This window comes from Companilactobacillus nantensis DSM 16982 (genome assembly GCF_001435815.1).
Lineage (GTDB): Bacteria > Bacillota > Bacilli > Lactobacillales > Lactobacillaceae > Companilactobacillus > Companilactobacillus nantensis.
Window position 1 is genome coordinate 1 of sequence record NZ_AZFV01000041.1, and the last position, 15,581, is coordinate 15,581.

The window sequence follows — 15,581 nt, forward strand, 5'->3', positions numbered from 1 at the left end:
TATTTAACTAGCACCACACGTATCCAATTTATCAATTGTATTCAAAAAAGATCCAAATATTCTCAGAGTTTATTTTCTCCAAAAACTATTTGAATCTTTTTTTGAGTTAAATTGTTTTTACAAACAGTATGTTAGCAAGTAAGCTGGATTTCCTGACTTGCTGTTAAAGGTAGTTTCTTACCCATGAAAATAACTTCAGTGTCGTGGTCGGTTGTAATTGTTACGCCGTCTGATGTTACTTGGAAGGCATAATTGATGCCTTTGAAGTTTATGTTGAAAGAAATTTCTTTCCATTCCTTTGGCATATGTGGATTGATTTTCAAAATATTGCCACGGTAGTCAATGCCGGCAAAGAATGTTGTTACGACGTTGATTGTTGCACCCATAACACCTAGATGGATACCTTCAGCAGTTGTTCCACCTTGGATATCGTAGTAATCACTTGTAAGAGCCTCATAGAATAATTTCCAGGCAGTCTTTGTATCGTTAACTTTAAGCAATAACATTGAGTAAACAATCCGGGATAAGGTTGAACCATGAGTTGTTCGAGCAATGTAATATTTAACGTTGTCATCAATGAATTTTTCACGATTGGCAATTGGATAACCAAGGTCAGTCATGATATCAAAAAAGTCGTTGTCGCTCAAATTATATAGAGCCATTAATGTGTCGGCTTGTTTAGCAACTTGGTAGTTATCAGGGGAGTCGTTATGAGCTTTGAGAATCCGATCCATTCTAGAAATATTGTCATATTGTTGACGATATTTATTGAAATCTAATTCTTTCAAGTTAAAGTAGCCTTCAAATTGACCTAAGATTCCACCTTGGAAATCAAGTTTTAAATTATGTCTAATATCATTGAGTTTTTGGAGGTCAACATCAGTGAAATTAGTTCTTTGGAAATTGTCTTCGAGAATGCCGCTATTTTCGCTGTTGATTAAATTGTTGACTTTCTTGAATAACCAACTGACCATGATATTAGTATATGCATTATTTTTAAGACCGCTTTCTGCTGAATCTGGATAACCTTCATGGAATTCATCTGGTCCCATAACATCAGCAATTGAATATTTGCCAGTTTGTTTGTTAAGAGTGGCCACGTCGATCCAAAACTTGGTGATATCTAGCAACATTTCGAGACCATATTGTTGCATAAAAGTCTCATCTTGACTGAGATTGAAGTAATTTAAGACGTTATAAGCAATTGCTAATGAAACATGACGTTGCTTACGTGAATTGTCGGGGTCCCATTGATTAGTAATCGGATTTAAGTGAACTAATTGTGACTGTTCATCCCCATACATTCCACTTTGCCAAGGGAACATTGCGCCGTTATGGTTGTCGTCTGAAGCATAGTCAAGCGCAGCACCGAGACGGTTATAACGATACATCAATAGATTTTTAACCAATTCAGGTGAGTGCAGAGCATAGAAATCCATATCAAAAAGTTCGTCCCAGAAAATATGACCACGATAACCTTCACCAGTTAATCCACGTGACCCAACAGAAGCGTCAAGGTTTTTGTTAGCATTAGTTTGTGCTGCACAAGTCATACTGTAATTATTTAAACGTAGCAATTTTTGGGCGGTAATATCACCGTTGACGATAATATCTTCTTGATGCCAAATATTACGCCAATTTTGGACAGATTGTGTTTCAGCTACGGCAAAGTCTGGTAAAAATTCATGTTCTTGAGCGGCAACTGCGACGTTTTCTTTTGTTTCCAAAGAAGTGAAGATGCCAACATATTTCTCGAAATGATACGTTTCACCAGCACTAACATGGAAGGAAACTTGTTGTTCAGCAATTTCAGCTTGATTATTAACGGCATACTGCGTGTTGTTGATAGTTGAGTAATTTAGGTCGGTTTTAATTGCTAGTTGAATATTTGATTGGGTAGTATGTGCTAGGAATATTGAGGCGGTGTCAAAGTTTTCAATTTTATCAATCATCAAATGTTTGTTAGCTAAATTACGATATCTTTCGACGTTAGAATTTACAACTGTACCATCGGTTTGAGTAAAGATAGTAACTTTGCCATTGAAATTCAAAGGTTCAATCACATATTGTAAATAATAATCGTGATAATTTGTTAAATCTGCTAACTTCTTTTCAGTAATTTTTAATTCTTTACCATCATCCAAGTGGACTAACATAGTAATTGTTAGCAGACCTGTTTTTAGATCAAGGGAACGGTTGGCTTCAACAATATTTTGATCATTGATTTGGAAAGGTGCGTCGCCATCAATACTAAAGGTGATAAATTGAGCGTTGGGTAAGTTGACTAAATCTTCATTAATAACGTTTCTTCCATTAATGGGAGTTCCTAATTGATTGAAAACACCCGCAACATAAGTAGCAGGATAGTTGTCGTCATTAGCTTTGGCTTCTAAATAAGTTCCACGGAGTCCGTAAAAACCATTGCCAATCGTTTGCATTGATTCCTGACCATATTGGCGTTTGCCATGATCGATACCATAGTAATCCAAATGCCATGTAGAATAGTTGATTTCTTCTTCATAAGCAGAGAGTAGGTCGGAATTAGCTACGTCTTCGTTGTTAATTACAGGAATATGGAAAATGTTTTCTAATTCAGTTCCAAAATCAATTGCATTACCATTGAAGGTGATAGCGTTACGTTTTAGTAAGAACTTGCTAGGGTTAGTGACGATAAGGACGTCGATAGAATCAACGAGCGTATCATGGAATCTTTGTAAATTTTGTTTGATATCTAAATCAGAATCGAAGTTGAAAGAATTTTCATCAATTCTACTTTCGCTGTTACCATAAAATAATTTATGATTAGTGATTTTTAAGTACATTGGTTTCATAATAAAATCCTCCATTAAATACCTAGAATAAGATAGAACAAAATCACAATATGTGTTTAAACATATCTGTATCATCTCGATTATACACCCTGCTTAAGTAAATTTAACGCGTTTTTAATAAGAATTTATATTATAACTTGATGTTTATACATGATGAGATGTATTATAGTAATTGATAAAGATGTAACCGGTTACTGATGAATTTAAGGAGGTGCTTTTTATGAAGGGTACAGTTAAAATGCTAGCCCCAGTTTCTGGGCAGGCAATTGAAATGACTGAAGTTCATGATCCCATGTTTTCTGAAAAGGCCATGGGTGAAGGTTTTGGGGTTATCCCAAATGACCAAACAATCGTGGCCCCAGTCTCAGGTAAGGTAATGTTAGTCGCATCAACAAAACATGCTGTTGGATTTAGCACAGATGATGGATTTGAAGTGTTGGTCCACATGGGTGTTGATACAGTTGAGTTAAACGGAGCTCCTTTTGAATTATTTGTTAAAGAAGGAGATACTGTTAAAGCTGGCGATACAATTGCCACGATGGATATCGATGCCATTAAGAAAGCAGGCAAGGTGACAGATGTTATTGTTGCTATCACTAATACCGCTAAGATGGTTAAAGATATTCAAGTGAATAAAGGCGATGTTCAAGCAGGTGCTGCCGTTGCAACAGTTGAACCAATGGCTCCAGGAGAAGCAACAGCGAAACCAAAGGGGAAAGTTGATTACGATCAACTTGGTAAAGATATCGTTAAAAATGTCGGTGGCGTTGAAAATGTTGAAAATGTCATCCACTGTATCACACGTGTTCGTTTCTATTTGAAAGATGATAACAAGGCCAACGATGATGTTATCAAGAATATGAAAGGTGTCTTGGACGTTGCTAAGGCCGGCGGACAATATCAAGTTGTTATCGGACCAGCAGTTGAAGATGTCTATGATGCTGTTGTAAAAGCCTTAGGACCTAGTTTCGGGGGAGATTCCGATGCTCCTAAGCAAGAAAAAGTAGCTGCTCCAAAGGGTGTCTGGCCAAAGACAAAATTTTATTTTAGTGCTCTAATTGGTGTTATCACAGCCAGCATGATGCCTATCATTGGATTGTTAGCTGCTTCAGGTATTTTGAAAGGTCTTTTAGCTTTGATCGTATCAGCTAAATGGCTTTCAGCAACAAGTTCAACTTATATGATTATTAATGCTATGGGCGATTCAGTCTTCTACTTCTTACCAATTCTAGTTGGTTTCACAGCTGCTAAGAGATTGGGAGCAAACCAAATTATTATGGGTGTTATCGGTGGTGTACTGGCATACCCAACACTTGTTCAAGTTGCTACAAAGACAAGTTCTACTGCAATGAATATCAATTCTAATTTCTTCGGTATTCCTATTCACATCGCTAATTACACATATTCAATTTTCCCAATGATTGCTGCAGCTTGGATTGCTGCTAAAATTGAACCATGGCTCAAGAAACACATTGTTATGTCTCTACGTATGATTCTTAGTCCATTACTAGAAGTATTTATTGTCAGTGCCATTATTATCGTTGTCGTTGGACCAATTATTACATTGCTAAGTTCATACTTAGCCGCTGGTATCGTTGCTCTATTGAAGATTAGTCCAGCTATTTCTGGCTTGATTATTGGTGGTTTGTATCAATGTTTGGTTATTTTCGGTTTGCACTGGGCTGTTATTCCAGTCGTTGCCAGTCAAATCGCTACAACCGGACACAGTGCTTTGAACGCTATCGTTTCAGCAACCATGGTTGCTCAAGGTGCCGCTGCAATGGCCGTCTTTGTTAAAACAAAGAAGAACATTGATATGAAACAAATCGCTGGTGCTGCTACATTATCAGCCTTCGCTGGTGTTACAGAACCCGCAATGTATGGTATTAATTTGAAGTATGGTCGTATTTTCTGGACTGCTAACATTGGTAGTGCTGTTGGTGGTTTGATTACAGGCCTATTGCATGTTGATATGTGGGGCTTTGCCGGTTCATTAATCGGATTTGCTTCATTCATCAATCCTAAAGGTATTGATGGTAGTTTCACAGGATACCTAATTGCTTCAGCCGCAACAATTATCGTTGCGTTTACATGTACATACTTGTTCGGATTTAAAGAAGAAGACCTCGAAAGCAGCCACGCTGTTGAAAAGGTAAGATTAGGTAGTCGTGAACCTGCAGCTAACTAAAAAAATCTTAGTACAAAACAACCTGAGAGTACGACAAAACGGACTAACATTCGAGTACTAAGGCGAAAAGACTAGTAATCCGATATAGATTGCTAGTCTTTTTTTGTTTTGTATAAGAATACAAAGGGTTATTAAAAGTGCTTTGCACAAAAATTTACACGAACTAATATATACCGTTTTAGATTACAACTATTCCAATTAAACAAGCTATTTAGTATATTTTTCTATATTTTTTCATCATAAATAGTCCGATTTATCAAATGAGAATATAACCTAAATTATCGATAGGCTTATTATATTAAGCACGATGAGAACTACAAAGAAGATTAAATCTCTTTGAAAATAAAAATGAATAATAAGAGATATTTACAAGAGAGATTTAAAATTGAAATTAGTTCAACTTTTATTGCTTAGCCTGTTGGATAAGGTATAATTCATAAAAGGAGGCGACAAATATGACCAGATTATTTAAGGAATTAAATGGAATTCTTACTGATATAAATAAACAAATATCCAGTATAATTTTTGATATATTAAAAATCAATAAACCTAATAATAGTAGCGTTAAGAGCCGTATTGTCATCAGCCATTCATACTCCGATAATAAATTAAAAGAAAAAAATGCTATAAAATCTGATTTTGATACTATTGGAAAGGATCTCTTTAAGTCCCTCAGAAAATATGAAAAATCAAAATTCAATGGAGCCTAATGAAGATGGTAAGGAATTAAAGAATTCTGAATCACTTGATGAAACGGATAATAATGAAGTAGATGCTACTGTGGGTCACATAGAGAAGCTTGCTCCAAAACAAAGAGATGAAGTAATCTCTAAGTTAGAAATGTATAGCGGACCTATACCTCATCCAGATATCTTAAAAAAGTATAATGATATAGATCCGGGGGCCGCAAAAAAAAATAATTGATAATGGAGTTCAGGAGTCAGTTCACAGAAGAAGTATGGAAAGTGAATATTTAAAACAAGATACATTAAGAAAACGCAGGCGTGATTGGATGGGTTTTCTTATTGGACTTATTGGACTTGTTTTTGGATTTTATTTATTATATTTAGGACATACCGTTGTAGGTACAATATTCTCGGGTGGTACTTTAGTAACTTTGGTATCTGTTTTTGCATCAAAAAGTAATTCTGATTCATCCGAGAAGGATGATAGTAATAGTGGCGAAAAAGAAAATTGAAAACTTACATGAGATCATCTTATTTGATATTAAAATAAGATGGTTTTTTACTATGTCATCTCCTAAGCAAACCAATAGAAATATCGTATATAACTGAATGAAACCGTTGACACTATTAAGTGTCAGAAGATAAAATCTTGTTAGTATTGATGAGATGTCATTTACTACGAAAATATAGTTCCATTAACCATAGGGGGTTAAAAAATGAAACTAAAAAAAGTAAGTATAATTTTGTTTTCGTTAAGTTTTATCATCCTATTTTTTGCTAAAACACAAGTTGTTGAAGCAAGTGATATGAAGGAATACGATAATAAGACGGTTCTTGATACAAGAAATAATGTAGTGTCATTATATGCTCGTGGCAATGATAATATTTTTAGAAAAATCACTGACAGAGCCTTAGCTCCAACTAGTTCATGGGCAACAGACAAGGCGGTTTTTGATGGCGTAAAAGCTGATAATTCTTCTGGTAATTTCTATCGGGTTGCTACTAACGAATGGGCAGAATACGATAATGATAGTTTTACAGTTGAATTTTCGCTCAGAAAACTAACCGTCCAAACAGATAATTATCCGGAATCGGACGTAAAGACTATTACAGTAAAAAATGGTGTTAATGCACCAGTTTATGATTCTTATGGACGTCGAACAGGCAAAACTTTACCTGCTAATAGCTCATGGTCAACGGATCGACTTTATGCATATGGAACAGGGATACCATTAGACTTTATCGCTTATCGAATCGGCAGTAACCAATGGCTTAGCTATGATGATGTAAATGTGACAGCTAGACTTTAAAAAATTTTATTAGGGCAAATGATTGAGAGACTTAGCTTTCCTTTTACACAAAAAAACAGACTAATTCGATTTGGTCTGTTTTTTAGGACTTTGTTACAATCCTTTTTTTCTAGAAACTTATGTAACAGCTTCGTTTAATTTAAAAAATCAACCTTTAGTGAAAAATTAAAGGCGCGTATAGAAGTAATCTATGTAAAAATGTCCAATATTACATAGATTAGACCATGATTACATGCTTTAACCTCCACATTGAGGAATTTTTGTCTTTGATTAAGTAGGCTATTTTAAAGACTTCCAAAAGCCATTGACATTAATGGTCTCCATTGGAATACTAACTACAAATTATTTAAGATATTTAGAAATTTATATTTTTATATGGGATTTGTCATATAATTGTGGCAAGTCCTTTTTTGTTCGGGAGGTAAAAAATGGCAGAAGTTGAAATCAGACCGGCTCGACCTGAAGAAGTGGAAGAGTTCTGGGAAATTGCATATAGTAATCCAAATGCTGAATGGGCAAAGTACAATGGGCCTTACTTTAACAACGAATTACCTAGTAGAGAAGAGTTTGTTAGCGTAATTGCCTATCGAAAATGGATTCACAATAAAAATCACTTATTAATTATTTATGACGGCAAAATTGTCGGATCTGTTGGAGCAGGATTTGAAGATGGCAGCTTGGAACGCTGGCTTGATATGGGAATTATTGTCTATCGAGACGATTTATGGGACAAGCATATTGGTACACAAGCTCTGAAGCTGTTCATTGATTATTTATTTGAAATTTATGATTTGCCACACATTGGTTTAACAACTTGGTCAGGAAATCCTCGGATGATGCACGTTGCTGAGAAGATTGGCATGAAACAAGAGGCTTGCGTACGTCAAGTTCGTTATTATAATGATGAATATTATGATTCTGTGAAATATGGGTTGCTCCGTAATGAATGGAAAGATTTGAAAAAAGAATGAAATGTAAAAGGGCTAGGTAAATTAATTGAAAATTTATCTAGTCCTTTATTGTTGATTCTCACGGATACTTTTTTGAGTTTTAATAAAGCAACTTTTTCTAAAATAGTCGCAATAATTTACGATTCTCCAAAGAAAGTTAAGTAGACAATTTGGGATTCTCTGCTTACAATTAAAACGTGTTTCTACTATATAATAAGGAGTTTTTGGTTATGGATTATATGCTTGGTGTCGACATTGGGACGACTAGTACTAAAAGTGTGCTCTATGATATGAAGGGACAGGTCATCGCATACGCTAATGCTGGTTATCAATTGTATCAAGATGTGCCTGATATGGCTGAAGAAGATCCTGATGATATCTTAGATGCTGTCGTGGAAGTTATGGGGCAAGTAATTCGCAAAGCCAAGGCTCAACCGGATGAAATTAAAGGTGTTTCTTTTTCTTCAGCCATGCATAGTTTGATTTTGATGAATCAAAATGATCAGCCTTTGACACGGGCTATAACTTGGGCAGATAATCGCGCTGTTAAATATAGTGACGAGTTAAAGGCTAATGGCGTAGGTGCTGAAATATACGCTAAAACGGGTACACCTATTCATCCAATGGCTCCTTTATCAAAGATATTGTGGTTGCGTCATGAACGACCTGATTTATTTAAGCAAACTAAAAAATTCATTGATTTAAAGACATATGTCTTCTTCAAACTATTTGGTGTTTATAAGATGGAATATTCGATAGCCTCAGCTACTGGGATGTTCAATATTTTCCAATTAGATTGGGAACCACAGGCTTTAGACTTATTACAAATCACGAAAAAACAATTGCCAGATTTAGTTGAACCAACCGATTCGATAACTGGTATTAACCAACGGTATGGTGATTTATTAGGAATCTCCGAAGCAACGCCATTTGTTTTTGGGGCTAGTGATGGAGTGTTATCTAATTTAGGTGTTAATGCGATTGATCCTGGAGTAGTTGCTGTAACAATTGGAACAAGTGGTGCAGTTCGAGTCGTTGTCGACAAACCGATTGTTGATCCAGATGGAAAACTATTTTGTTACGCTTTGACCAAAGATAAATGGGTTGTTGGCGGACCGGTCAATAACGGTGGGATTGTTTTTCGTTGGGTCAAGGATCAATTGTTTGCCCCAGAAAGAATTACCGCTGAACAAATGCAAATTTCTACCTATGATATTTTGACACAGATTGCTGAAAAGATACCTGCAGGTTCCGATGGTTTATTGTTTCACCCATATTTAGGTGGTGAACGTGCTCCAATTTGGGATGCCTATGCTCGGGGTTCCTACTTTGGTTTAACACGCAAGCATACGCGAGCTCATATGGTTAGAGCTGCTTTAGAAGGAATTGTCTATAATTTGTATGTGGTGATGTTAACGATTGAAAAAATTACCGGGAAACCTAAACAAATACAAGCAACTGGTGGCTTTGCACGATCATCGTTATGGCGCCAAATGTTAGCGGATATCTTTGAACAACCAGTGACAATTCCTGAAAGCTTTGAAAGTTCATGTTTAGGCGCGGCTGTTTTGGGTATGTATGCATTAGGTTATGTTGATGATTTATCTGCGGTCAAAAATATGATTGGTGTAACACATGTTCATCAACCAAATGAAAAAAACTTTGAAGTTTATCGTGAATTATTACCAATTTGGATTCGATTATCAGAAATTTTGGAACCAGAATATAAAGAAATTGCCGAATTTCAAAAAAAACATAGTAATTAACTTATTGTTTTGAAAATCTATTTCTAATTATGATTTACATTCGAAATAAGCTATAAATCCTATTATATCGGGATTTATAGCTTATTTTTTAATCTTTTTATAATTAAGTGGTTAATAAAATAAATAAAAATTTTCAAAACAGGTCCGAAATTATGGTTATTTTTATAAAATTAGGATTACTGATTTACCAACGATAGAACGCATGTTTGTTTCAGTTGTATTACTAAGATTACAGAAAAAGGCGTTTTTGTAATTTTACAGACGTTGTTATGTAATAAATACCTGTTAGTATATGCAACATAGCAAATGAGGGCTAGACAAAATATTTTAAATATAAGGATGTAATTAATTCATGAAAAAAGTTCTATCAATCGCTTTAGTAAGTACTATGGCATTAACAGCAATCGCAACATCAACTAAGACTGCTCAAGCTGCAGTACTACTCGACAGTAACCATGTTCAAGTTGAAGCAGGTGATACATACAAGAGTATCGCTGCTAACGCTGGCGTAACAATCGCCGAACTAGAACAAGCAAACGGCCGTGAAGTTGGCGGATTTGACTTGATCTTCCCAGGTGAAACAGTTACATTGCCAGGTGTTACAACTCCTGCTACAACACAAGATACAACTGCTACACAAACACAAGCAGCTGCTGAAGATACAAGTTACCAAGCACCTGCACAACAAGCAACACAAACACAAGCTACAACACAAAGTGCTACACAAACACAAACAACAACTCAAACTGGTACTTCACAAGGAACATTCAAGATTTCTTTCTATGATCCAGCTGTACTAGGTTCAAATATGGGTTACAGTGGTGTTGCCGCTAACCTTTCAGTATTCCCTAAGGGTACAACACTTAAGATTACACTTTCTGACGGTACAGTATTGATCAGAACAGTTAACGATACAGGTACATTTGCATACAGTAACCCTAACCAATTAGACGTTGCTATGCCAAACAACCAAATTCCTTCATACGGTGTTACAACAGCATCTGTTGAAGTACTTTAATATAAAATTGTCAATTTAGAGAGAGACCTTGAGGGGTCTCTTTTTTTTGTTTATTCAATTAGAGACATAGCTTGATGTAATACATTCTCACCATTCATTGTGCCGTAGTCTTTCATGTTGATAACTTCAACTGGAGCATTGACTTCTTTAACTATGTTATCGAATAAAAATTTAATTTGTGGTCCAAGTAAGATTACAGAAGGATGGTGGACTGCAGCTTCATGAGGAATTGCCGAACTGGCTGTGGTAAAAATGTTAACATCCAACTCTTCCTTTTTTGCTGCTTTGATCATTTTGGTAACTAATAGGGAACTGGACATACCTCCAGCACAAGCTAACATAATTGTTTTCGTCATGGCTTCTCCTTAAATCTATATATTATTATGGTCAGTATATCCTTCGAAGTTAGACTGCGACAAGTTAAAAAGGACTAAAGACTACAAGTTACAAATCGTGTAACCCATTGTGCTAGTTGATTAATTCATAAAAATTATAAATTTTCTAATAAACTGACTGGCTTATATAGAAGTTTAATCCTATACTAATAATCAAAGAGGGAGTGAACGTAAATGAAAAATACAAGTTCTGATTGTACTGAAATTCTAGTTGGTAAAGCCGCTAGTATGGATGGTTCCACTATTGTCGCCCGTAATGAAGACGGCTATGCGCCAATCAATCCGATTAAATTTGTTGCTCATGAAGCAAAAGATCAAAAAGATGCCTTTTATGTCTCAATTACAACAGGTGTAAAAGTGCCGCTACCTGATCACGCTTATCGTTACACCGCTACACCACAGGCTGATCAAAGCGATGGACAATATGAAGAAGCTGGTATTAACGAATATAACGTTGGTATGAGTTCAACTGAAACGACAGCAACTAATGCTCGTGTCTTAGGCTATGATCCACTAGTTCATGATGGTGTTGATGAGGAAGCAATGTTGACACTGGTTTTGCCATACGTTAAGAGTGCTAAAGAAGGTGCCATTCGTTTAGGTGCGCTATTAGAAAAGTATGGTACAGGAGAATGCAATAGTATTGCTTTCAATGATAAAGATGAAATTTGGCTTTTGGAAACAGCTGGTGGTCACCACTGGGCTGCTATGCGTTTGCCAGAAGATACTTATGCCATAGTACCTAATCAAACAGTAATGCAGGAAGTTGACGTCAATGATACAGACAACTTTTTAGTTGCTACTGACTTAGTCGAATTTGTTGAAAAACATCACTTGAATCCACAACCAGGTCACTTCAATTTCCGTGAGATTTTCGGTACTCAAAGTGAAGCTGATGCTTATTACAACACACCTCGAACATGGTATGGTCAAAAATTATTTAATCCTGAAATTGAACAAGAACCAACATCTCAAGACATGCCTTTATTAAGAAAGCCTGCTAAGAAGATTGCCATTGAAGATGTTCAATACTTCTTGTCCTCACATTACAATGGGACAAAGTATGATCCATTTGGAACCTTTGCTTCTGGGACCGAGAAGGAACAAATTCAATTCCGTTCGATTGCGATGGATCGTAACCAAGCATCATCAATTCTTCAAATTAGAAATGATGTTGATGAAAATCATGCAGCTGTACAATGGCTAGCATTAGGATTCTTTGCTTATAGTCCTTACGTACCTTTCTATACAAATATTACTGATACACCTGAAGATTATAAGAACACAACCAATGATGTTGATGTAGACAATGTGTACTGGTTGGAAAAGACTTTGTCAGTTATGATCGAGCCACATTATCATGAATATTCAGATATGATTCATGCGTACTTAGATGGTTGCCAATCATATGCTCGTCAACGTTTGGAAGTTACCGATAAGGTAATTGATGGCTTTAACGATGATGTTTCTGAATTTTTAACTGAGAGTAACTTAAAAACAGCTGCCGAAGTATCGAAACGAACACATCAATTATTTAATGAAATAGTTAAAAAAGGTTTGATGCTTTCTAAGACAACTTGGGAAAAAGGTCAAAATTTATAATTAGTTAAAAGACTTGATTTGATTCAAGTCTTTTTTTGTTGACTGATTAGATAAATGCTTTAAACTTTGGTAATAAATCAAATTATTTGGTGAACTTATGAAGAAATTCAAATGGATTTTATTATTGTGTATTACGATTATTGTTGGATTTAGCACAGAACAAAAAGTTTCTGCAGCAACGGAAAGACAAATACCAACGTTATTTTTCCATGGATTTGGTGGAACAGCGCATTCAATGGACTTCTTGATTGATCAATCTCAACGTGATGGCTACGCGACAAGAACGTTAACTATCGTTGTAACGCCACGTGGGAAAGTCTTATCCTACGGAACTTGGCCCAAGACGGCTAAAAATCCAGAAATTCAAGTTTTATTTGAAAATAACCATGAATCGGATTATCACCACACCGCTATGTGGATTGACTCTATTTTAAAGAAATTGCATAAAAAATATGGAGTAACCCGTTTTAATGCTGTGGCGCACTCGTGGGGAAATAACGCCATCATGTATTATTTGGAAAATTATAGTCAAAAGAAAAATCAGCCGCAGATTGATTCTTTAGTAAATATTGCAGCTCCAATGCAGGTTTTAAATCGTGATATTTATCGACGAAATGATTGGCGCTATTCAAATCAATTGAGCAAGGATTTTAATACGTACGTTGAACCTAACTCCACGATTCGAAATCTCCATATAAGAGAATTGAATATCATGGGGCAATTAAGTCCTGAAGATCACTTCGATAAGGCAGTTCCTGTTTCGTCAGCTCGATCGTTACGTCAAGTTTTTAAGGGACCACATCAATCTTATGAAGCCAGATTATTTACTGGACCGCGGGCCGAACATAGTGCCTTAACACGACGTAACCCGAAAGTTTTACATGATATTGAGCACTTTTTATGGGTAAGGGATGTCAAAAAAGTACGTTAAATTACATAGCAAATTCATTAATTCGTCACATTTTTTCTATAAAGTATCACTTGCAAGAATAATTAATAGAAAAAATGGGTGACAGCATGAATTTTTTACTAATAGCAGCGATTTTTATTCTCGGACTTTGCCTGTTCAACTTTGGCGGTCGTGTTAAAAGTAGTGGCGCTGCCAAATTATTTTATTTTATCGGCGTAGTTAACGTGTTATTGGCGATGTACATTGCTTGGCCAAAATAAGATGTTAAAACAATATTAGTTTCTAAATATATTTAATTTTTTAAAACAAATCAGTCGATTGATAAATATGCGGTGTGATAGTTAAAGACCGACGAAAAAAAGCCCTTCAGAATCACTTAACGTGATTTTGAAGGGCTTTTAGTATATTATTCAATGGAAATTAGACGAACATTATCAACAAAGTCAGATAATTTCAACTTATCCAAAAGGTCATCAATTGTTCCATTCAAATGGCTAATATCTAGTGAGATAACGACTGTTGCGATGTTATGAATTGGAATGTTTTGATTAATGGTTAAGATACTGGCATTTGATTCTGAAATATCAACTAGTACTTTAGAAAGAATACCTTGTTCGTGATGAAGCATCATTGAAATAACCGCTTTACGGTCAGTCATATCTTCATCAGGTAAGAAGACTAAATCCTTATATTTATAGTAAGTGCCACGACTGATACCAACTTCTTTGACCGCTTCACTAACGTTATGAACTTTTTTAGTTTCTAGTAAATTTCGTGCCTTGATTACGCGATCAAAAGACTCAGGAAGAATTGAGCTATCAACGATATAATATTTTTCCACAGTCATAATCCCCCTCATTTGTGTTGTTACTGGCTATCTTTTAAATTATATCATTGCATGGTTTTGTTTGGTTTAAAGATTCAGTTTTTTTTGCTATTCTAATAGTGATCGGAGATGTTAATATTGAAGACTTTAGTAATTGTTTCACATCCAGAAATTAATAATTCACAGACACAACAATTTTTAATGCAGGGTGCCAAAATGCAAGATGTTACGTGGCATCATGTTGAGGAATTAGCAGAAATTGATGTCGCAAAAGAACAGGCTCTTTTAAAAGAAAATGATCGGATTATTTTTCAATTTCCCCTTTATTGGTATGCTGCTCCGGAAGGCCTAAAGCATTGGGAAGACGAAGTTTTAACACGCAATTTTGTTTACGGCGATGGTGATGATAATTTAAGTGATAAAGAATTTGGTATCGTCGTGAGTACTGGTATGCCATTGAAAGAATTTCGACGTGGCGGCAGTGAAAATATAACGATTGATCAAATAATGGCACCTTATTATGCAATTGCCGATCGTGCGAAGATGAACATTTTACCAACTTTTACGATTGCCCAATTTCAATATATGGATGAGCAGCAACAAATGCAATTATTGATTGATTATCAACGCTTTTTAACGCAAAAATATCCAGATACGCTAAATAATCGTCAAGAATGGTTCGAACAAGAATTTACAGATCGATTTAAGAACTTTAATGATACTAACTGTACTGAATGTGAAATGGTTTTGAATACTTTTATTCAACGTCGCGAAGATTTGGAACAGTTAAAAAGTACAATTAGTTTGATTAAGCAAGGGGAGGATGAGTAAGTATGGATGATAATGAGAACGGACTTTGGCTCGAAAAGAAAGTTGCTGATATGGCTCAAAAACAGACTGCTTATGAAAACCGTGCTTTTTTGATAGCTATGAAAAAAGTTGTCCAAGAACAAAATAAACGGTCTGAACAATTAAAAGGTGAAGTTGATGGTCGTTTGTGGAATCATGAACAGTGGTAATTAAAAAAAGCAGATAATCTCAGAAATTAGGGATTATCTGCTATTTTTGCATAATTACTAAAGGTTGAAAGATTCAAAAC

General features: G+C 35.5%; 15 protein-coding genes. 12 read left to right on the top strand and 3 right to left on the bottom strand.

What is annotated here, in order from left to right; translation table 11 throughout:
* Positions 1-131 precede the first annotated feature (131 nt).
* Positions 132-2,831, bottom strand: a complete 2,700-nt coding sequence (locus FD31_RS12565; protein ID WP_057893130.1) for a glycoside hydrolase family 65 protein — start codon at positions 2,829-2,831, stop codon at positions 132-134.
* 220 nt (positions 2,832-3,051) lie between these two features.
* Between FD31_RS12565 and FD31_RS12570 the strand changes: the two genes are divergently transcribed.
* From FD31_RS12570 to FD31_RS12605, 8 genes are all read left to right on the top strand, one after another.
* Positions 3,052-5,019, top strand: a complete 1,968-nt coding sequence (locus FD31_RS12570) for a PTS sugar transporter subunit IIABC (protein ID WP_057893131.1) — start codon at positions 3,052-3,054, stop codon at positions 5,017-5,019.
* Positions 5,020-5,474: 455 nt separating this feature from the next.
* Complete coding sequence (locus tag FD31_RS12575; RefSeq protein ID WP_057893132.1) at positions 5,475-5,729, top strand: hypothetical protein; 255 nt, start codon at positions 5,475-5,477, stop codon at positions 5,727-5,729.
* Positions 5,701-5,943 (top strand): DUF2335 domain-containing protein, encoded by a 243-nt coding sequence (locus FD31_RS14345; RefSeq protein WP_057893133.1) that lies wholly within the window; start codon positions 5,701-5,703, stop codon positions 5,941-5,943. Before FD31_RS12575 ends, FD31_RS14345 begins: the two co-directional genes overlap by 29 nt.
* Positions 5,944-5,977: 34 nt before the next feature.
* Positions 5,978-6,217, top strand: a complete 240-nt coding sequence (locus FD31_RS12585) for a ZIP family metal transporter (RefSeq protein WP_057893134.1) — start codon at positions 5,978-5,980, stop codon at positions 6,215-6,217.
* 204 nt (positions 6,218-6,421) lie between these two features.
* Complete coding sequence (locus FD31_RS12590; RefSeq protein WP_057893135.1) at positions 6,422-7,015, top strand: hypothetical protein; 594 nt, start codon at positions 6,422-6,424, stop codon at positions 7,013-7,015.
* A gap of 428 nt (positions 7,016-7,443) precedes the next feature.
* A complete protein-coding gene (locus FD31_RS12595; RefSeq protein WP_057893136.1) occupies positions 7,444-7,986 on the top strand; it encodes a GNAT family N-acetyltransferase in 543 nt (180 codons plus the stop codon).
* Positions 7,987-8,195: 209 nt separating this feature from the next.
* Positions 8,196-9,731, top strand: coding sequence for a gluconokinase (gntK, locus tag FD31_RS12600; RefSeq protein WP_057893137.1), 1,536 nt, complete (start codon positions 8,196-8,198; stop codon positions 9,729-9,731).
* A 352-nt stretch (positions 9,732-10,083) separates the two neighbouring features.
* Positions 10,084-10,749, top strand: a complete 666-nt coding sequence (locus tag FD31_RS12605) for a LysM peptidoglycan-binding domain-containing protein (protein ID WP_057893138.1) — start codon at positions 10,084-10,086, stop codon at positions 10,747-10,749.
* A gap of 50 nt (positions 10,750-10,799) precedes the next feature.
* Here the strand turns inward: FD31_RS12605 and FD31_RS12610 are convergent, their stop codons facing one another.
* On the bottom strand, positions 10,800-11,105 hold the full coding sequence (locus FD31_RS12610) for a PTS sugar transporter subunit IIB (protein ID WP_057893139.1): 306 nt from the start codon (positions 11,103-11,105) through the stop codon (positions 10,800-10,802).
* Positions 11,106-11,318: 213 nt separating this feature from the next.
* On the opposite strand from FD31_RS12610, the gene FD31_RS12615 reads away from it, so the two are divergent.
* Complete coding sequence (locus FD31_RS12615) at positions 11,319-12,746, top strand: C69 family dipeptidase (protein ID WP_057893140.1); 1,428 nt, start codon at positions 11,319-11,321, stop codon at positions 12,744-12,746.
* Between the two features lie 97 nt (positions 12,747-12,843).
* Entirely contained in the window at positions 12,844-13,677 is an 834-nt protein-coding gene (locus tag FD31_RS12620) for an alpha/beta fold hydrolase (RefSeq protein WP_057893141.1), read from the top strand.
* Between the two features lie 385 nt (positions 13,678-14,062).
* Here FD31_RS12620 and FD31_RS12625 read toward each other — a convergent pair whose 3' ends face one another.
* A complete protein-coding gene (locus tag FD31_RS12625; protein WP_057893144.1) occupies positions 14,063-14,497 on the bottom strand; it encodes an ACT domain-containing protein in 435 nt (144 codons plus the stop codon).
* Between the two features lie 114 nt (positions 14,498-14,611).
* On the opposite strand from FD31_RS12625, the gene FD31_RS12630 reads away from it, so the two are divergent.
* Entirely contained in the window at positions 14,612-15,313 is a 702-nt protein-coding gene (locus FD31_RS12630; protein WP_235805370.1) for an NAD(P)H-dependent oxidoreductase, read from the top strand.
* Positions 15,314-15,315: 2 nt separating this feature from the next.
* A complete protein-coding gene (locus FD31_RS12635; protein WP_057893143.1) occupies positions 15,316-15,501 on the top strand; it encodes a hypothetical protein in 186 nt (61 codons plus the stop codon).
* The last annotated feature ends 80 nt before the right edge of the window (positions 15,502-15,581 follow it).

Bases quoted from the DNA above. Each gene is read 5' to 3' on its own strand.
- FD31_RS12575 (WP_057893132.1), top strand. From the start codon at position 5,475: ATGACCAGATTATTTAAGGAATTAAATGGAATTCTTACTGATATAAAT.
- FD31_RS12620 (WP_057893141.1), top strand. From the start codon at position 12,844: ATGAAGAAATTCAAATGGATTTTATTATTGTGTATTACGATTATTGTT.
- FD31_RS12630 (WP_235805370.1), top strand. From the start codon at position 14,612: ATGTTAATATTGAAGACTTTAGTAATTGTTTCACATCCAGAAATTAAT.
- FD31_RS12635 (WP_057893143.1), top strand. From the start codon at position 15,316: ATGGATGATAATGAGAACGGACTTTGGCTCGAAAAGAAAGTTGCTGAT.
- FD31_RS12585 (WP_057893134.1), top strand. From the start codon at position 5,978: ATGGAAAGTGAATATTTAAAACAAGATACATTAAGAAAACGCAGGCGT.
- FD31_RS12605 (WP_057893138.1), top strand. From the start codon at position 10,084: ATGAAAAAAGTTCTATCAATCGCTTTAGTAAGTACTATGGCATTAACA.
- FD31_RS12615 (WP_057893140.1), top strand. From the start codon at position 11,319: ATGAAAAATACAAGTTCTGATTGTACTGAAATTCTAGTTGGTAAAGCC.
- FD31_RS12595 (WP_057893136.1), top strand. From the start codon at position 7,444: ATGGCAGAAGTTGAAATCAGACCGGCTCGACCTGAAGAAGTGGAAGAG.
- FD31_RS12590 (WP_057893135.1), top strand. From the start codon at position 6,422: ATGAAACTAAAAAAAGTAAGTATAATTTTGTTTTCGTTAAGTTTTATC.
- FD31_RS14345 (WP_057893133.1), top strand. From the start codon at position 5,701: ATGAAAAATCAAAATTCAATGGAGCCTAATGAAGATGGTAAGGAATTA.
- gntK (WP_057893137.1), top strand. From the start codon at position 8,196: ATGGATTATATGCTTGGTGTCGACATTGGGACGACTAGTACTAAAAGT.
- FD31_RS12610 (WP_057893139.1), bottom strand. From the start codon at position 11,105: ATGACGAAAACAATTATGTTAGCTTGTGCTGGAGGTATGTCCAGTTCC.
- FD31_RS12570 (WP_057893131.1), top strand. From the start codon at position 3,052: ATGAAGGGTACAGTTAAAATGCTAGCCCCAGTTTCTGGGCAGGCAATT.
- FD31_RS12565 (WP_057893130.1), bottom strand. From the start codon at position 2,831: ATGAAACCAATGTACTTAAAAATCACTAATCATAAATTATTTTATGGT.